14 protein-coding genes and 1 pseudogene are annotated in these 15,843 nt (G+C 45.2%); 9 read left to right on the top strand and 6 right to left on the bottom strand.

Annotation, left to right across the window (positions count from 1 at the left end):
* Positions 1-14 precede the first annotated feature (14 nt).
* Positions 15-623 (top strand): SIS domain-containing protein, encoded by a 609-nt coding sequence (locus tag ACXAIA_RS12030; protein ID WP_475349540.1) that lies wholly within the window; start codon positions 15-17, stop codon positions 621-623.
* A gap of 17 nt (positions 624-640) precedes the next feature.
* On the opposite strand, the gene ACXAIA_RS12025 is transcribed toward ACXAIA_RS12030, so the two are convergent.
* From ACXAIA_RS12025 to pseB, 3 genes are all read right to left on the bottom strand, one after another.
* Positions 641-919, bottom strand: a complete 279-nt coding sequence (locus tag ACXAIA_RS12025) for a hypothetical protein (protein WP_475349539.1) — start codon at positions 917-919, stop codon at positions 641-643.
* A gap of 293 nt (positions 920-1,212) precedes the next feature.
* A complete protein-coding gene (locus tag ACXAIA_RS12020) occupies positions 1,213-2,160 on the bottom strand; it encodes a glycosyltransferase family 2 protein (RefSeq protein WP_475349538.1) in 948 nt (315 codons plus the stop codon).
* A gap of 90 nt (positions 2,161-2,250) precedes the next feature.
* Positions 2,251-3,246 (bottom strand): UDP-N-acetylglucosamine 4,6-dehydratase (inverting), encoded by a 996-nt coding sequence (pseB, locus tag ACXAIA_RS12015; protein WP_475349537.1) that lies wholly within the window; start codon positions 3,244-3,246, stop codon positions 2,251-2,253.
* Positions 3,247-3,817: 571 nt separating this feature from the next.
* On the opposite strand from pseB, the gene ACXAIA_RS12010 reads away from it, so the two are divergent.
* Entirely contained in the window at positions 3,818-5,644 is a 1,827-nt protein-coding gene (locus tag ACXAIA_RS12010; protein ID WP_475349536.1) for an ABC transporter ATP-binding protein, read from the top strand.
* A 28-nt stretch (positions 5,645-5,672) separates the two neighbouring features.
* Positions 5,673-6,566 (top strand): aldo/keto reductase, encoded by an 894-nt coding sequence (locus tag ACXAIA_RS12005; protein ID WP_475349535.1) that lies wholly within the window; start codon positions 5,673-5,675, stop codon positions 6,564-6,566.
* A gap of 2 nt (positions 6,567-6,568) precedes the next feature.
* Here ACXAIA_RS12005 and ACXAIA_RS12000 read toward each other — a convergent pair whose 3' ends face one another.
* Genes ACXAIA_RS12000 through ACXAIA_RS11990 form a run of 3 tightly spaced genes read right to left on the bottom strand, consistent with a single transcriptional unit; the run spans position 6,569 to position 9,189 of the window.
* The gene (locus ACXAIA_RS12000; protein ID WP_475349534.1) at positions 6,569-7,102 is read right to left on the bottom strand and encodes a GNAT family N-acetyltransferase; all 534 of its coding nucleotides are present in this window, start codon (positions 7,100-7,102) and stop codon (positions 6,569-6,571) included.
* Positions 7,095-8,405, bottom strand: coding sequence for a glutamate-1-semialdehyde 2,1-aminomutase (locus tag ACXAIA_RS11995; protein ID WP_475349533.1), 1,311 nt, complete (start codon positions 8,403-8,405; stop codon positions 7,095-7,097). Before ACXAIA_RS11995 ends, ACXAIA_RS12000 begins: the two co-directional genes overlap by 8 nt.
* 19 nt (positions 8,406-8,424) lie before the next feature.
* Positions 8,425-9,189, bottom strand: a complete 765-nt coding sequence (locus ACXAIA_RS11990; RefSeq protein ID WP_475349532.1) for a hypothetical protein — start codon at positions 9,187-9,189, stop codon at positions 8,425-8,427.
* A gap of 255 nt (positions 9,190-9,444) precedes the next feature.
* On the opposite strand from ACXAIA_RS11990, the gene ACXAIA_RS11985 reads away from it, so the two are divergent.
* The 6 genes and pseudogenes from ACXAIA_RS11985 to ACXAIA_RS11960 all read left to right on the top strand — a co-directional run bounded on the left by ACXAIA_RS11985 (position 9,445) and on the right by ACXAIA_RS11960 (position 15,835).
* A complete protein-coding gene (locus ACXAIA_RS11985) occupies positions 9,445-12,387 on the top strand; it encodes a PEP-utilizing enzyme (protein ID WP_475349531.1) in 2,943 nt (980 codons plus the stop codon).
* A complete protein-coding gene (locus ACXAIA_RS11980; protein ID WP_475349530.1) occupies positions 12,378-13,013 on the top strand; it encodes a gamma-glutamyl-gamma-aminobutyrate hydrolase family protein in 636 nt (211 codons plus the stop codon). Before ACXAIA_RS11985 ends, ACXAIA_RS11980 begins: the two co-directional genes overlap by 10 nt.
* Positions 12,989-13,798, top strand: a complete 810-nt coding sequence (locus ACXAIA_RS11975; protein ID WP_475349529.1) for a phosphocholine cytidylyltransferase family protein — start codon at positions 12,989-12,991, stop codon at positions 13,796-13,798. The genes ACXAIA_RS11980 and ACXAIA_RS11975 overlap by 25 nt, the downstream gene beginning before the upstream one ends.
* Before the next feature lie 220 nt (positions 13,799-14,018).
* Positions 14,019-14,543, top strand: a pseudogene (locus ACXAIA_RS11970) (adenylyl-sulfate kinase); the annotation flags it as partial.
* Positions 14,533-15,156, top strand: a complete 624-nt coding sequence (locus ACXAIA_RS11965; protein WP_475349528.1) for a hypothetical protein — start codon at positions 14,533-14,535, stop codon at positions 15,154-15,156. The pseudogene ACXAIA_RS11970 and the gene ACXAIA_RS11965, both read left to right, overlap by 11 nt.
* On the top strand, positions 15,143-15,835 hold the full coding sequence (locus ACXAIA_RS11960; protein WP_475349527.1) for a hypothetical protein: 693 nt from the start codon (positions 15,143-15,145) through the stop codon (positions 15,833-15,835). Before ACXAIA_RS11965 ends, ACXAIA_RS11960 begins: the two co-directional genes overlap by 14 nt.
* Positions 15,836-15,843: the final 8 nt, after the last annotated feature.

The raw sequence follows: 15,843 nt of genomic DNA, 5'->3' as shown, positions 1-15,843 counted from the left end.
CTAGGAATACGATAATGAATGCTGTTGATAAGCTCTTCAAAGAGGCGAATGGCGACGTAGCCGTCTACACTAAGCTCTATGGCGAGTATCTCTCAAGCCTTCTGGAGGCTCTTGATACGGAAGCCGTAGCAAAGTTTGTCGCTATGATTATCGAAGCAAGAGATCATGGCAGCAAAATCATCTTCCTTGGCAATGGTGGAAGTGCGGCGACGGCGTCGCACTTTGCCAACGACATCGGTATTGGAACACGGCTATATAAGAAACCTTTTAAGGCGATAAGCCTCACCGACAACAACGCCGTAATGACTGCAATCGGTAACGATGATGGCTATGAAAACCTGTTTGTCCGCCAGATGCATGTTAACTTTGAACCGGGTGACCTCGTTGTCGGTATTTCCGCCTCAGGTAATTCAGAGAACGTCTTACGCGCATTGGACTACGCCAATGAGAATGGTGGAAAAACGGTAGCTATCCTAGGGTTTGATGGAGGCAAATGCCTTGATCGAGTGAACCACACAATTTTGATCAAAACCTCCAAAGGCGAGTTTGGGCCAGTTGAGGATATGCATATGATCCTTGATCACATGATTGGAAACTATCTTATGCGAGCAATTTCTGAGTAAATAACGAAGTTTCTTACCTATTTATTTTCTATATCTTTGCCAGCTCGGCGGGGGAGAGAGGCAAAAATCCCCGCCGCCCTTGAATGGCCTCTATCCGCCACATCTGTGAGCGCAACCGCCCTATTAGTTCTCAACACTTTACTCAAAATATCAGTAAAGAAATAATCTAGTTTTTCCAGTGGCAAACCAAAGACGTTCTTCAAGGTTAAAACAGCTTTTCCGTCAATTGAACACGGTTGCGGTTTAAAAATAATTAGCCAATCAGCAGCCTTCAGGCTTTCAACAGTCGCTGCCACAAACGGAAGCAACTTTGAACCATGCCTTCTCTCTTACCCCGAGATAGACCTGAACGAAAATTAACTGGTTCGATGGCTCCGTCGAGACCAGGGAGATGCTCGATTGAAAACGACGTATTGTCGATGACATACATTTCCTTCACTTCGCGATGCTGACTGAACCACTCTACAATCGCCCTAGCCATAAAATATGGACAAAAAAGAATCTCATTTGCCGTAGACTTCAGATCTAATCGCGTCGGCCAGCCGAACCACCAATGGCTGAACCCTTTAGCTAAGAGTGAAGACAATTCCTACTTCTTCCAATAGGCGTGGAAAGAACGTTTCGTCCCCCGAATACCGTCAAACAATCCGCGTAAATTCCCCCGGAGACGCTCACGAGCATTTTGATTTTGGGGACGTAATGCGGACAGACTTGTTTGCAAAATAAGTCCAGCGATGCTCCATCCAAACAAAATAGCAGAAAAGTCTCTCATAACCCGAAACATATAGAACCTGTTGTACACTTGCTGTCGTCCAAGCGCGTACATCTTCGCAGGGTCCATCTCTCCAGTATGATGCAATGTTCGAGCATTCACACAAACAAAAAGTCGGTACTTACGACCAACTCGGTAGGAATATTCGTAATCCTCCCCTAATCCATGCCCGGAGAACCACTCATCATAAGAATACTCTTCAATGACAGCACGTTTCCAGATTGTTGCACCGCCATAAAGCCATCGTGTTTCTATTGTTTCTGTTACTGTTGGAATGGGACATTGAAAGCCAGAAGCAGTAACCGACCCCGGCCTTCCTCCTGTCATTAAAAAGAACTTTTGCAAAAAGGAATGACGAACTTCAGGTTGATTGGTGATATTCATTGACACGCCACCAGTATCTTCCGTGGCACTTTCCCAAAACTTTACAATGCCACCTGTGGCATCTGGGTCAAGTTCCAGGTCATCATCCAAATACCCTGCATGCGTAATCTTATCATGAAGGGCAGCCATACCTGCGTTACGCTGTCTCGCTAGCGATGGCGGATAAACTCTGACATATGTTAGCTTGAGGTCTTGATAAGCACTACAAATATCTTCAATGCCTGGATCGCTACCATCAACGACAACAATTTGAGCAGGTTGAACAGTCTGAAGCCTGAGACTGTCAAAAAGCAACCTAAGATCATCAGGCCTATCTTTGGTTGGCACCACGTACGCAAGCTTGATCTCACTACTTGTGCCTGACGCCGGCTGAATACTCATTAACTACTCAATTCGAAAACATTTCCGGTTTAGAAGCTCTCACAAGACCTAGGTAAATTAGGCATCTCAGGCTTATAGACAGCTGAAGATCTAGTCAATCATCTCACGAAGCTGATCAGCATCACACCATTGATCATTGTTATCACTAGCATAAGAGAAGTCTTCAGCAACAGCATTTCCAAACTCTCCGCTATATGTATTCAATACTTTCGACGAGAAATCGTGAGATGGTCCCTGAATAATAAAGTAAGAACCGTATTCGCGGGTATTCCTTGCCTCATCAGAGGGAATCATGATTTCGTGTAATTTTTCACCTGGCCGGATTCCAATGATTTCCTGTTCGCACTCAGGCGCTATTGCTTTTGCTAATTCGGTGATTTTCATTGACGGAATCTTGGGGATGAAGACCTCGCCACCGCGCATGATATGAGCACTGCGCTCAACGAATTCCACGCCCTGAGAAAGAGTCAGCCAAAACCTCGTCATTCTCTCGTCAGTAATTGGCAGAACGCCTGTTTTCGATCGTTCCCGGAAAAATGGAATCACGCTGCCACGTGATCCTACGACGTTTCCGTAACGGACCACAGAAAAAATCGTCCCCTCCATAGGACTAAGGTTATTCGCGGCTACGAAAAGTTTGTCAGAGCACAGCTTCGTTGCCCCGTAGAGGTTCATGGGGTTAACTGCTTTGTCTGTCGAGAGCGCAACAACCCTCTTTACGCCGCTATCGATCGCAGCATTAATGACGTTTTCAGCACCGATAATATTGGTTTTGATACACTCAATTGGATTGTATTCAGCAGCAGGAACTTGCTTGAGTGCCGCTGCGTGAACGACAATATCTATATCCTGAAACGCGCGAACCAATCGTTGCTCGTCTCTCACATCGCCGAGAAAGTAACGAAGGTTTGGATGAGAAATTTTCTGCGCCATCTCAAATTGTTTCAACTCATCTCGAGAGAAAACGACCAGTCGACGCGGATTATATTTTTCAAGGATTTTTTGAACGAACGCCTGCCCGAAAGATCCTGTTCCCCCAGTTACCAGAATGGAACCATTTTGAAAAATATGGTCGTTGGAATTCACTTGTTCACCTTTCTGTAATGGCTCACCTTGTTTATCTTAAAGGGACCACATTCTAGATTTGACGCCCACCCTACATTGGAAAAGTGGGATGACAAAAAACATGCTTCGGCTATACCGAATAATCAGCGTGTGCGGCACGTATATTGCAGATGCCTATTACTTGTCATGCAGTTGGGATATTCATAAACGGACTTTCGCTCAAAGCCAACAAACAATGCACCCATTTTTGAGGAAAAGGCTCGGGCTCAAACGCATTAGTTATCTGGCTAACAGTCTATATAATGAATGCAAATCGCAAACAGTATGTTATCAAGCAACGTCAGACGCCCACGTCAAGCAACGGCACAAATAGTGGCTCTGAACCCCAGAAAACTCAGCGACAGGAATTCCGCATCATTTTGATAAATTCTATGCCAAGTTAGCGGTACATGGTTGACAACTCCAAGAGCACTCAAAAGATACTCTGCCGCCAGACATCCACCACATTTAATGCTCGCCCCCTCAAATTTGAATATTACACAAAAGTACTTCATCCTAAATCAACCGAGAAAATTGAAGATCTGTTAACAGCATGAAACAACGCCCGATCTATTCCGTCATTACAGAAGCATTCTCTTATCTAGATAGGGAAACGAAGATAAAATCAGCGTTTAGCGCTCTAATTTCGTTAGTAAATGCCATCTTGGAATTCGTCGCAACGTTAATGGCCTACCCGCTTGTTCTCTCAATCTCGAACGGCCATAGCCCTCAATTGGATAAATTTACTGACCAACTCCCTTACGAATTCAAACAATTTATCGACCAAGACCAAACAATATTCTGGGCTATATGCATCGTATTAACGCTTATAGTCAAAAACTCTTTTTTCCTATTTCAGAACTGGTGGAACTTTGGATTTACGAGAAAATCTGCTGCACGACTTTCAGAAGAACTCTTAACGGAATACATGAGAGCACCATATAGCTGGCATCTAAAAAAGAACCCGGCAGAGCTACATCGCAACACGAATTTGTCCGTCGACAGCATATTTGTAAATATAATAACTCCGACACTTAATATAAGTAATGAAGTTCTATTGATATTAATAATGTCTATTTTTGTAATTTCTGTTGAACCCACTATGTTCATTTACACTATATTATTCCTCGCCGTTTCGGGCGCAGGGTACACAATTTTCCTCGGGAACCTTGCCGCTCGCTATGGGGATAGGCAACAAGAAGCGGTTATGAAACTGACTAAGAGCCTGTTTCACGCACTTGGCGGCATTAAAGAAGCTCGTGTCTTGGGAAGACAGAATTTTCTTGTGAACGATTATGCAATCCTTAGATACAAACACGCACATATTGCTAGAGTTGTATCAATGATTGCTGTGATGCCGCGCGCTTTTCTTGAGATTTTACTGGCACTTGCCATGTTGGCTGGCATTCTATGGATTACGAGCAACAACAGCAGCGATCAAAGTATGGCTATTCTTGGCACTTTTGGAATTGCCTCTATACGCCTGATGCCTGCGATAGGGAGGATTCTCGGCTTTTTCCATATGGTTCGAATTGGAGAAGCGAGCCTATACAACATTGCTCCGCATTTAAAGTTGCTGCGATCAAGAACTACTTCGGCAGACAGAAATTCAGAAATTAAGCATTCCAAACGACCGGATTTTTCCGAAGATCTCAAACTCGATAACGTAACATTCTCCTATAGCGAAGAGAGCAACACCCCAAGCCTCAGGGATATCAATATTTCCATACGCAAAGGGCAATATATCGGCTTAGTTGGAGAGTCAGGAGCGGGAAAGTCGACCATCGTTGACATTATTTTGGGAGCGTTATCCCCTGACAACGGTGAAGTTTACCTTGATAGAAAGAAAATTTCTGGGAACCCTGACGTCTGGCAAGGCATGCTGGGTTATGTACCTCAATCTATTTATTTACTTGATGACACTATCGAGAAGAACATTGCTTTTGGATTACAACCTGACGAAGTAGATAAAGAACTCCTTCAAAATGCTCTTAAGAGCGCGCAATTGGAGGATTTTGTAGCCAGTCTTGAACTCGGCCTAAACACACTAGTCGGGGATCGGGGGGTTCGCCTTTCAGGTGGACAGATTCAACGTATAGGAATCGCAAGGGCACTTTACTGTAACCCAGATATCCTGATCATGGACGAAGGTACATCAGCGCTTGATGGTGCAACTGAAGCAAAACTTACAGCTGCCATTGACCAGCTGCGCGGAACCAAAACAATTATCCTTATCGCGCACCGGCTTAGTACGATCAGAAACTGCGATAGCATCGCGGTAATGGATAAAGGCAGGATTGTTGATATCGGCAGTTACGAAACATTGATGAAGCGCTGCGAACTTTTCATCAATATGGTAAGGCATGCAAACCTTGACTAATACAAGCGAGAAGGAGCTTACTTGCACCATGCGAATAGGCATTGGTACCGCTCAGTTTGGTTTGGACTATGGCGTAACAAATACCACCGGGCGGCCTGAAGAATCCAGTATTTTTCAGATCCTCAGACGAGCACATTCAGCCGGCATCACACTGCTAGATACAGCGCAAAAATACGGGAACAGCGAAGAAATTATTGGTCGGATGAAACCCAACGGAACTCATTTCGACGTTGTTTCAAAGCTGTCCCCGACTATTGCCAAGGACGAAAAATGGACTAAATCCACCGCAAAACTGATCTATCGCAGTATCATCCAATCTCTCGAAAGGTTGGGTACGGATCAGCTTTATGGTGTCCTTTTACATAATACGAACGCCCTATCATATCCAAACTCGCAGTACTTACTCGAGGGACTTGCCAAGGCAAAGCAGGATCAACTTGTTGGCCGCATCGGTTTCTCCGCCTATAACGCCGCTGAAATCGACCATTCGCTGGAAGTTCTGACCCCTGACCTAATTCAAGTGCCCGTCAGCATCTTTGATCAACGGCTACTCCATTCCGGCCACCTGATCAGACTCAAACAGCTAGGAACGGAAGTTCACTTGAGGAGCCTCTTTCTTCAAGGGTTAATCCTAATGAACCAGAACAGATTACCTAATTGGGCGGCGCCACTAACTCCAGCCTTTAAAGCTCTCGACAAGTTCTGTCTGGAGCAAGGGCATGGTATCAGCAGAAAACAGGCATGCGTAGCGTTTGGACTTAACCTTAAAACAGCTGACAAATGCATTGTTGGGATAAACAGCGTCGCAGAACTCGTCGAGTTACTGGGATGCGTCGAACTCAGCAACAAACTGGATCTCGATTTTTCTGATTTGGCTTGGCCCAGTGACGAGTTACTTGATCCGTCAAAATGGCCTAATTAATGCTAGAGGTCGAAGCCCCACAAACCGGGCTCTGAGCGCGACTGAACAAAACCACAACGAGAAAAAATACGCTGTGAGGCCACATTTTCAGATCCGATGACCGCATGCACCCTCTTAAGAAGCAGCTTGGTTCGAGCCAAGTTACAAACGGCATTTAGGGCATTGAAACCAACACCCTTACCCCAAAATTTTTTATTAAAGAGCGCTATACCAACGTAAGCCTCCCGGCTTACAGGACTCACGTCGTGTAAACGAACAGTACCGATAAGGTGCTGGCAAAAGAACACCCCAAACAACACTGAATATTTATCAGCGAAGTTTTCTGAAACATAAGAAGTTACACTCTCAATAGTTTGCGTCGTACGCTTGGACTGCCCTAAATATCTGCGCACCTCAGGATCATTTAGTCCATCAACATAAGACTGGCTTACATCTTCGGAAGAAATAGCTCTTAAGCAACAGTCTGCGCTAACGAAAATGCACTGCTGACCTGACTTGAACTCGCCGAGCTTCTGCTCGACACTTTGGTCACACATATTTTCGGAACACCGGTTGGATACTATCACCCGTTAACAACCCAGCCACCGAACGCTTGCTAATTGCATCCGCATATATTTCGCAACTGCGTTCAAATGCGTAGAGGGATTGGTCAAGAACATCCTGAACATGAGAAGGAGTAAAGAAAAACAATCCTTGGAATAGAACACCATGACGGAACATCTCCTGCATAAAGAGAGTCCTATAAGCATTATCAGCCTTACCATCACAATCGGAAAAATCCATCGACAAATAGCAAGGATATCCCTTTATTTGAATATACTTATTCAACCCTTTGTCATTTATAATTTTCTGTAGTTTTAACTTGAACTCCCTACCGACCGACCAGTTCTTCTCAACAACATTATCCCTTCGAAATACTTCCAGTGTTTTCTGCATTGCTGAAAGACCAACGGTTTCGGCACCGTGCGTACTAGAAAGGAGAAACATCTTCCTCTCTCCAGTTCGGTCAATACCGCCAAGCTCCATAATCTCGCGACGCCCGGTAAGAGCGGCAATACCAAAACCGTTACCTATACCCTTACCCCAGGTAGTCAAGTCACCCTTTACGCCAAAATAGCTGCTCGCACCCGGCATCCCCATTTTCAAACCGGACTGCATTTCGTCGAAGATCAATATGATATCTTCACGATTACAAAGCTCCCTCACGCCCTCCAAGAAGCCCGGTACCGGTTCATCAAATTTAACAGGCTCCATTATAATGCAGGCAACTTCACCGTGGTGCTGATCAACGAGTTCCTCAAGCCCAACCAAGTCGTTATAATGAAACTTGCGCGTGAGTGTCTTAAATTGATCCGGGATCCCGAAATCGGAGGGCGTCGCACCGATGAACCAATCATCAAATGAAAAGAATGGATGTTCTGCCGGCAGTAAAACAAGAGGGCGCCCCGTGAATGCCCGAGCGAGCTTAACTGCACCGGTCGTGACACACGACCCGTGACGTGCGAACTTCACCATCTCGTCGCCAGTCATATCAACCCATAACTGAGCTGTATCGAGCTCGATCTGCGATGGCCGACTGAAAGAAACACCATCTTTGATCGCGCTTGAAACAGCCTCTACCACTTCGGGATGACCATGGCCAAGAGAAACAGACATTAAAGCCATGCCCCAATCGATCAATCGATTCCCATCAGCATCCCAGACCCATGCCCCCTCACCTCGAACAATCCCCGAACCGCTCTCTTCTGGAAATTGATCTCGACCCTTAGAATAAGTGTGAGCTCCGCCAGGAATCAATGTTTCAATACGACGAGTAAATTGCTTTGATTTTTCAAACATACCGTAAACTCAGGTAAAATTACTTAGCAGATCGCTGGGGTTGGCCATCCCAAACGGGTTTATTGTCGACAAACTTTGCGACCAACTCTTTCAAATCGGGCCTTGTGTCCAAGAAAGCAATGATTCGTTCAAGCGGAATCAGCGGCGCCAAATCTGAAAACTCACGATAAACAGCCCTGCACAGAATCAAGTCTTCCGGGTAGTCAACGGTCAAGCGCAAATCCAATCTTTCTCTTCCAGGTGACGGCTTCAAAATGTCAACTTTGAACAAATACTGATTAAAACGCCCATAGTTTGAACAGAACTCACTACGATCTCCCGCTGTTCCTTCCCTATGTGATCTCTCCAGCATATCTAGTGTATAAATCTCGAACCCTGCACCTTCTGGCACATGGTCCAAGACTGTGACATCATTGTTAAGACTGCAATGACGCTGCCAAGCTTCTTCGAATTTGGAAAATTCGATAAAGGGACACTCTGTAGTAACTCGGAATATATCGGTTGCTCCAGCTATCCGTCCACCGAGAACCAACCGGGACAGTACGTCTTTTGCATCTCCCAGAACGTACTGGCAGTCGAGACGCTTAGCGATGTCTATAAACATCCTATTCTCGGGTTCTTCAGAAATCGCCAATACAATTCCTTCTATGAAGGAGAACTCTCTAACGGTTCGAACAATCTGTTCGAGGATTGTTACATCACCTTCCAGTCGTTGGACTGGTTTTCCATACAAACGAGTGCCATTCGCCCTGCACGCGAGCACCGCGACCAACTTGCGCGTCATACCGTATATTTCCAATTCCGAACTAGAATTCCAGCGTTTGTTCTGGCACTAATGCACAAATGGTTCAATGAGTAAAACAACGTTGGCATACGCCTTGCCATGATTCAGCGAGTTGGCAACTCTTTAAAAATGATGAGAACCGAACCGACACCGCGGCTGCTGAGTAGAAGATTATTCCGGCACGCATTAACTTTATGAGCTTCTAATTCTCTTCATTTACATGTCCAAATTTTGTCTGTCCCCAAGGTTAACGAAATGACTAAGAGAGCAATAATTGTTGAAGCCTCCAAAGAGATTGACAGGCGTGTGGATCCAAGAGATAGCGCCCCGATGTCAACGCGCCCAATAGACAATGGTGAGCATTCTTCTCTTTGGTGGATTTTGGACTCTCTATCAAAACACGGCATCGACGACGTAACTTATGTCGGCAGCTACCACATCGAAAAAATACTACACAGCTTCAAATACTTAACTTGTATATACTGCAGCCCTCATGAACAACGTGACGAAATAGATAAAATCTCCAACTCGTTTTCTCCCGAAGATGAGCTACTACTGATTGACGCCACTACGGTTATTGTTGCGCGCGCTGGAATGAACCTGAATCAGCGAGGGGTTGGCGTTTGCAACCTCTTCGGCAAAATTTCCCCCGTTGGTATCGTTTCTTTAAGAGCGGAAGAGTTCCGCGCATACAACGTTGAACTTGAGGCTTGGGACAGCATTAAATCGCTGGGCCACAGACTCGTGGAACGCGGGTTACCGCCAATTAATATGAATGACGTGGCTGCACCGGTATCCGACCGCCAAGCAGTTATAGGGCTCGTCTTCAAAGGAAAAGCACAAACACTGGAGAACCTATCGACCATCTGCAAAAACGCAGTTGTGCTAGAAAGTGTCAGGATCTCGGCAGTCGGTTGGCTTGAAAATCCGCTACCTTTGCTTGAAAAAATCAAAAAACACTTCCCAGACGCAGAGATCATAATTCGCAGCAGTGCGTCTTCCGAGGACGGAATACAAACTTCGGGTGCAGGCCAGTTCCTAACGATCGCCGGTATCAACACGAAAGAAAGTGATTCAGTCAAGAACGCCGTCGACGAGGTAATACAAAGCTATAGGAAAGATGGTCGATCTGTCTGCTCAAGCGATGAGGTACTGGTACAACTCCATATTTCCAACCTGAAGGCCTGCGGCGTACTGCTGACAAGGGATATCCGTAACGGCGCCCCATATTTTGTCCTCAATGTCGACTCTAAGAGCGGTAAAAGTGATGTCGTCACATCTGGCAGCGAGGGGCAACTAGAAACATATTACATTAGTTGGAATAGCGCAGCGAAATCGGAAGCAGAAAATCAATACTATAAGATACTGGACGCCGCGCGGGAAGTGATGGCGCTAACACGCCTTGACGCATTGGATATTGAATTTGGCTTCGATAATTCTGGCGAGTGCTACCTGTTTCAAGCTCGTCCAATGGCGGTTTCAGCACCATTAGAGAACCTGAACGACCAAGACGTCTTGTCAGCGGTAGAGCAAGGTAGTGAGTTTGTTTCAGCTTTAGCTCCTGTTGCTCTTAACACGGTCGGGCACAAGACACTGTACAGCAACATGGCGGACTGGAACCCGGCTGAAATGCTGGGTAGCCAGCCAAGAGTTCTGGATATCTCGTTGTATCAAAACTTGATTGGAAACAAAGTTTGGGCGACGGCCCGCGCGAAGATCAACTACAAAAATATGTCTGCAAGCCCCCTGATCTTAAACATCTGCGGGCGTCCCTATGTTGATGTACGGGCAAGTCTTAACTCGTTTCTGCCAAATGGCTTGGATAATGTAATAGCAGAAAAGTGGATTGATCACTGCCTTGACAAACTAGCGAACGATCCCCCACTTCACGACAAAGTTGAATTCGATGTTACGGCGACTTGCTGGCTCCCCGAATACCATTTCTCTCTTGCTCCATTTACAGAGGCTGGGTTAAGCGAAACTGAAGCAAAAGCGTTTGTTTCGGAACTGGCTTCGTTAACAGGCAACATGATTTCTGGACGAGAACTGTCAGCCCAAAACCTTTTGCAGATGCCAGCGGAACTTGTGACACATATCCCGAGCTCTCTAAACAGCGCGTCAGCCACCACGTTGGCTCGCTTCACTGCGAATATCATTGAGCGGTGTAAAACATTCGGGACCGAACCATTTTCGATAATGGCAAGATACGCATTTGTTTCTATGGCGATTCTTAAATCTTTGTTGAAAACCGGCATATTGAACAACGCGGATTACGACTCAATCTTGCATTCAATTCCCACCGTCTCCGGCGAGTTTTCAAAGGACGTGAAGGCTTGGGTGAATGGTGACCACGAAAGAAGTTATCTTGTTGAGAAATATGGTCACCTTCGTCCGCAGTCATACAACATATTGTCTCCCAACTATCGGGATGCGCCGGAATATTTTGAAGCCGCTCATTCAACAAAAAATGTAACCACGGAGCACTCCGCTGCCTCATTCGAGGAGCTCCTCAAATCAAAGTCCGAAGCTTTGCAGCCTCTATGCGATAGCCTTAACGTTAATATCGATCAATTGGTTCAGTTCATTCGATTTTCTATCTCCGGAAGAGAGCAATTGAAATTCGAATTCATGAAATCAGTCAGTGTAATCTTCGATCTAGTAGGAATGATCGGCAACCGTTTCGGCATGACAAAAGAACAAATGTCCCATATCCCTATTGGTGAAATCCTTCGCCTCACAACCGAGAGCACTTATGGAGAATTTGCGAGTCATTTGCGTAGAACCAGTGGGCAAAATGCAAAGCTGTGGAAGCTCTCCGGGCTTGTAAAACTTCCTGATCTAATAACTTCACCTTCTGACCTTTTCTCACAACGAAAAGAGGACTGGCGCCCGAACTTCATTACTAGAAAAACTGTTTGTGCCGAGACAGCTGTTGTAACCGAAATCACCAAACCACAAGACCTTAACGGAAAGATTGTTTTGATCGAGGCAGCAGATCCGGGCTTTGACTGGATTTTCGGCTGCGATATTGCCGGTTTAGCCACAAGATATGGTGGGGTCGCCTCACATATGTCAATCCGTGCAGCAGAATTCGACCTTCCGGCTGCTATTGGCTGCGGAGAAGACTTGTTTGAACAAATGTGCGCAGCGAACACGGTAGAACTTAGCTGCAGTCAGGAGAAAGTCCGATGCAGTTGATCCGTGCCGCCACATCTATGCGTAGTGCCCATAGCGCTTCATATGTGGAGGAAAGAGACGGCATAAGCCACGATTGGACACTCTATCTAGAACAAAAAGGTGTTTTACCTGTGCTAGTCCCGAACGTTTCGAGGGACCCAAAACTTTATGCAGAACTAACCGGCTGCACTGCGTTGCTTTTGACCGGGGGAGATGACCTAGATGAACCTTCTCGCTTGAAAACTGAGAAGGAGCTTATTGAATGGGCTATTTCGAATGACTTTCCGATTTTTGGGGTTTGTAGAGGCCTTCAAGTTATAAATCATTACTTTGGTGGAAGGATCCGACACTGTTCCGAGACAATCCATGTCGGAAATTTTCATAAAGTCTCGATTCTGCCACCGATAGATAACCAGACCGGTATCTCAGAAAGCCGCGTAAACAGCTTCCACAACCACTGCGTGCATCAAGATGATCTGGCCAAGGGTATTGTACCATTTGCCGTCACAGATCAGGGCATTGTAGAAGGCATCTACGTTCCATCAAAAAAAATTGCCGCAATCCAGTGGCATCCGGAACGAGAAGATATTGAAACTCCCATAAGTAAATGGATGATAGAACAATGGCTCAAGACAAGAATTTGGTAGTACTTGTTGCCGGAATGGGCACGAGATTGCGCCCAATAACGGATAATCTCCCCAAATGCCTTGTCCCCGTTGCTGGCAAGCCAATCCTTGAATGGACTTTGGAAGCCGCAAAAAGAGCCGGATTTGAAAAGATCATTTTGGTCGGTGGATACAAGCATGAGTTACTTGAGAAGTACGAATGCACCTTGGTTATCAACGAGCAGTTCGATAAAACGAACATGGTCGAGTCACTTTTTATGGCTTCATCTCATTTCGGAAATGGCTTCACCCTTTGCTACGGTGACATCATTTGTGAGGATACAGTTTTCCGAAAACTGATCGAAGCCAAAGGCGAGATCAAGGTTGTCACCGACTTGGACTGGCTTAGCTACTGGAACAAACGGTTTACAGATCCGCTTGACGATGCTGAGAGCTTCCGTTTTGGGCCAGGGGGAATCGTCTCGGAAATCGGGCAAAAAGCAAGAAGCATCTCGGAAATTGAAGGGCAATATATAGGTTTGCTTTCATTTGATGAGGTTGGCGTTGAAACTCTTGTCCGCACCTATGAGCAACAGAGGGACAAAGCCCTTAAGGATGGGCTTCAAGAGAAGTTCAATTCAATTTATATGACTGATTTGCTTCAGATGATAATCAAACAAGGTAAAATGGTGAAGGCAGTGCCGGTTCATGGGGGCTGGGTAGAAATCGACTCAATATCTGACCTGAACTTGGCAGAAGACTTGATCAAGCGGGGACGCTTGACTAAACATTCACGGAATCGAAATGAAAAAAGTATATCGCTTTGAAAACAATGCCGAATACTGGGATCGAAGATGGTCGGAATCTGGAACCGATGAAAAAACATTTACCAATCAAGAAATTTACTCTAGTCGCCGCTCCGAAGGCTATCAATTAAATGCGTTCGGCGTTTAATGTATAAATTGTGGTATAAGCTTTTCCCCTATCATTTTGCCAACGTAATGGTATTCATCGGTAGAAGCCAAAACAGGGACTACTAGGAAAAAGAAAATGATTATTTGGCTCGTAGGAATGGCAGGATCCGGTAAAACCACCATTGGAAAGGCATTGTATAAAATCCGTAAGATACAGAACCCAGCAACTGTATTTCTGGATGGCGACATGGTCAGAGATGTTCTCAGCAACGACCTTGGTCATGATATTGAAAGTCGAAGAACGAATGGTCAGCGCATCGTGAACCTTTGTAAATACTTAGACCGGCAAGGTATTGATGTCATAGCATGTGTTTTATCTATTTTCCCAGAGCACTTAAAATGGAATAGGCAAAACTATTCCGCATACTTCGAGATTTTTGTCGACGTTAACATGGACCTTCTAATGAAACGCGACCAAAAGGGACTCTATTCTGGAGCAGCTGCGGGTAAAATCCCAAATGTTGTCGGCTTTGATATTCCGTTCCCTCGGCCCAGTAATCCAGATTTGAAAATTGATAACAATAAACCTATTACTGATTGGAATTCTTTTGCCAACAACGTTAACAAGTTGATTATGGAATCCCAAAATGCAATATGATTATACTCGCACCGATTTATACGAAGGGGATCCTGAGCATTATCACTATTCAAAAATCCAGAATTTGGAATTTTTAGAAAGATATCTGCTTTCCCGAAAGATTTCTTTTAAGAAGCTAAACTTCCTAAATGCACAGTATAGCCCGAAAGAAGTAAAATATGCTCCCGCAAAAATCACCACATCCGATGATGGAAGTTACTCTATTGATACATTAAAATTTCTAGAAAAAAATTGCATTGAACATCTGAATACAAAAATTATTTCACCACAAACCCAAAAAAAACTGCAAATACTTCAGAAGAAATTTGAAGTCTCGAAACGGTTGCGCACCTCATACGGAAAGCAATGGCAATTACTCCATAGAGACAATGCCAAAATTGAGGCTTATGCTTATTTCTCGTACTTGTTAAGTGCAATGACCTCGGGGCCGCGATACCTAAAGGAACTGAACACTGTCATTAAGCTCAACGATTTAATAGTATCCACAACATACTTAGAGATGAAACCATTGGCTCGGCACTGCCTCGCCAAAAGTATCGAAACTGAAATTCGGTTAGTTGAAGAGCTATCCCGCTCTAAGGGATTGCAATTGGAACACGATGAAAATTCTTAAAGACATAGCGTTTTTCGGCGTAGATTCACTGCGCTCCAGAGCTTATCTTAGCTTACTAGTCGATAGCGAATTTCTCCCGTCTGCATTCTTTTTTTTGGACCTTGCAGGACCTCATAGCTCTCCCAAAAGTGAATGGTTTGACGCCGCAACGCCTGCGCGCTCATATGCTACCAAACATGGACTGCCTGTTATCGACATAGCTTCTTCGGAGCTAAACAGTGCTGAGACTGCAGCCGCGATTCGGAAAGCAAATCAATCGACCTTTATCTTCTCCGGCCCTCCGGGAGGGATACTCAAGAGCCCTATTTTCGAAACGGGGAAACGTTTCTTGCACATCCACCCAGGTCTACTACCCACACATCGGGGTAGCACGACCATATACTACTCACTCCTAGAGCAAGGTTTTGTGGGAGCATCTGCCCTTCTTCTGGATGCCAATATTGATGAAGGCCCGGTAATTGGATCGCAAACATTTGTAGCACCTAAAGCCGGGAGTGTTGATCTCGACCGTATATATGATCCTTGGGTTCGCGCAACACTACTGCGCAACGTTATCCAAACTTACGTCGACAAGAACGAATTTGAAACCACTACTCAAAGTGACAAGGATGCCCAGACGTTTTTTGTTATTCATCCTGTATTAAAAACTATCGCTATCCACTCGCTGGATAAAAGTTGAGACAAGGA

Source organism: Thalassospira sp. ABL2_045 (assembly GCF_056161285.1).
This window is presented reverse-complemented; position numbering and strand designations above follow the sequence as displayed.

Bases quoted from the DNA above. Each gene is read 5' to 3' on its own strand.
- ACXAIA_RS12010 (WP_475349536.1), top strand. From the start codon at position 3,818: ATGAAACAACGCCCGATCTATTCCGTCATTACAGAAGCATTCTCTTAT.
- ACXAIA_RS11980 (WP_475349530.1), top strand. From the start codon at position 12,378: ATGCAGTTGATCCGTGCCGCCACATCTATGCGTAGTGCCCATAGCGCT.
- ACXAIA_RS12005 (WP_475349535.1), top strand. From the start codon at position 5,673: ATGCGAATAGGCATTGGTACCGCTCAGTTTGGTTTGGACTATGGCGTA.
- ACXAIA_RS11990 (WP_475349532.1), bottom strand. From the start codon at position 9,189: ATGACGCGCAAGTTGGTCGCGGTGCTCGCGTGCAGGGCGAATGGCACT.
- ACXAIA_RS12000 (WP_475349534.1), bottom strand. From the start codon at position 7,102: ATGTGTGACCAAAGTGTCGAGCAGAAGCTCGGCGAGTTCAAGTCAGGT.
- ACXAIA_RS11995 (WP_475349533.1), bottom strand. From the start codon at position 8,405: ATGTTTGAAAAATCAAAGCAATTTACTCGTCGTATTGAAACATTGATT.
- ACXAIA_RS11985 (WP_475349531.1), top strand. From the start codon at position 9,445: ATGACTAAGAGAGCAATAATTGTTGAAGCCTCCAAAGAGATTGACAGG.
- ACXAIA_RS11975 (WP_475349529.1), top strand. From the start codon at position 12,989: ATGGCTCAAGACAAGAATTTGGTAGTACTTGTTGCCGGAATGGGCACG.
- ACXAIA_RS12020 (WP_475349538.1), bottom strand. From the start codon at position 2,160: ATGAGTATTCAGCCGGCGTCAGGCACAAGTAGTGAGATCAAGCTTGCG.
- ACXAIA_RS12030 (WP_475349540.1), top strand. From the start codon at position 15: ATGAATGCTGTTGATAAGCTCTTCAAAGAGGCGAATGGCGACGTAGCC.
- ACXAIA_RS11960 (WP_475349527.1), top strand. From the start codon at position 15,143: ATGAAAATTCTTAAAGACATAGCGTTTTTCGGCGTAGATTCACTGCGC.
- ACXAIA_RS11965 (WP_475349528.1), top strand. From the start codon at position 14,533: ATGCAATATGATTATACTCGCACCGATTTATACGAAGGGGATCCTGAG.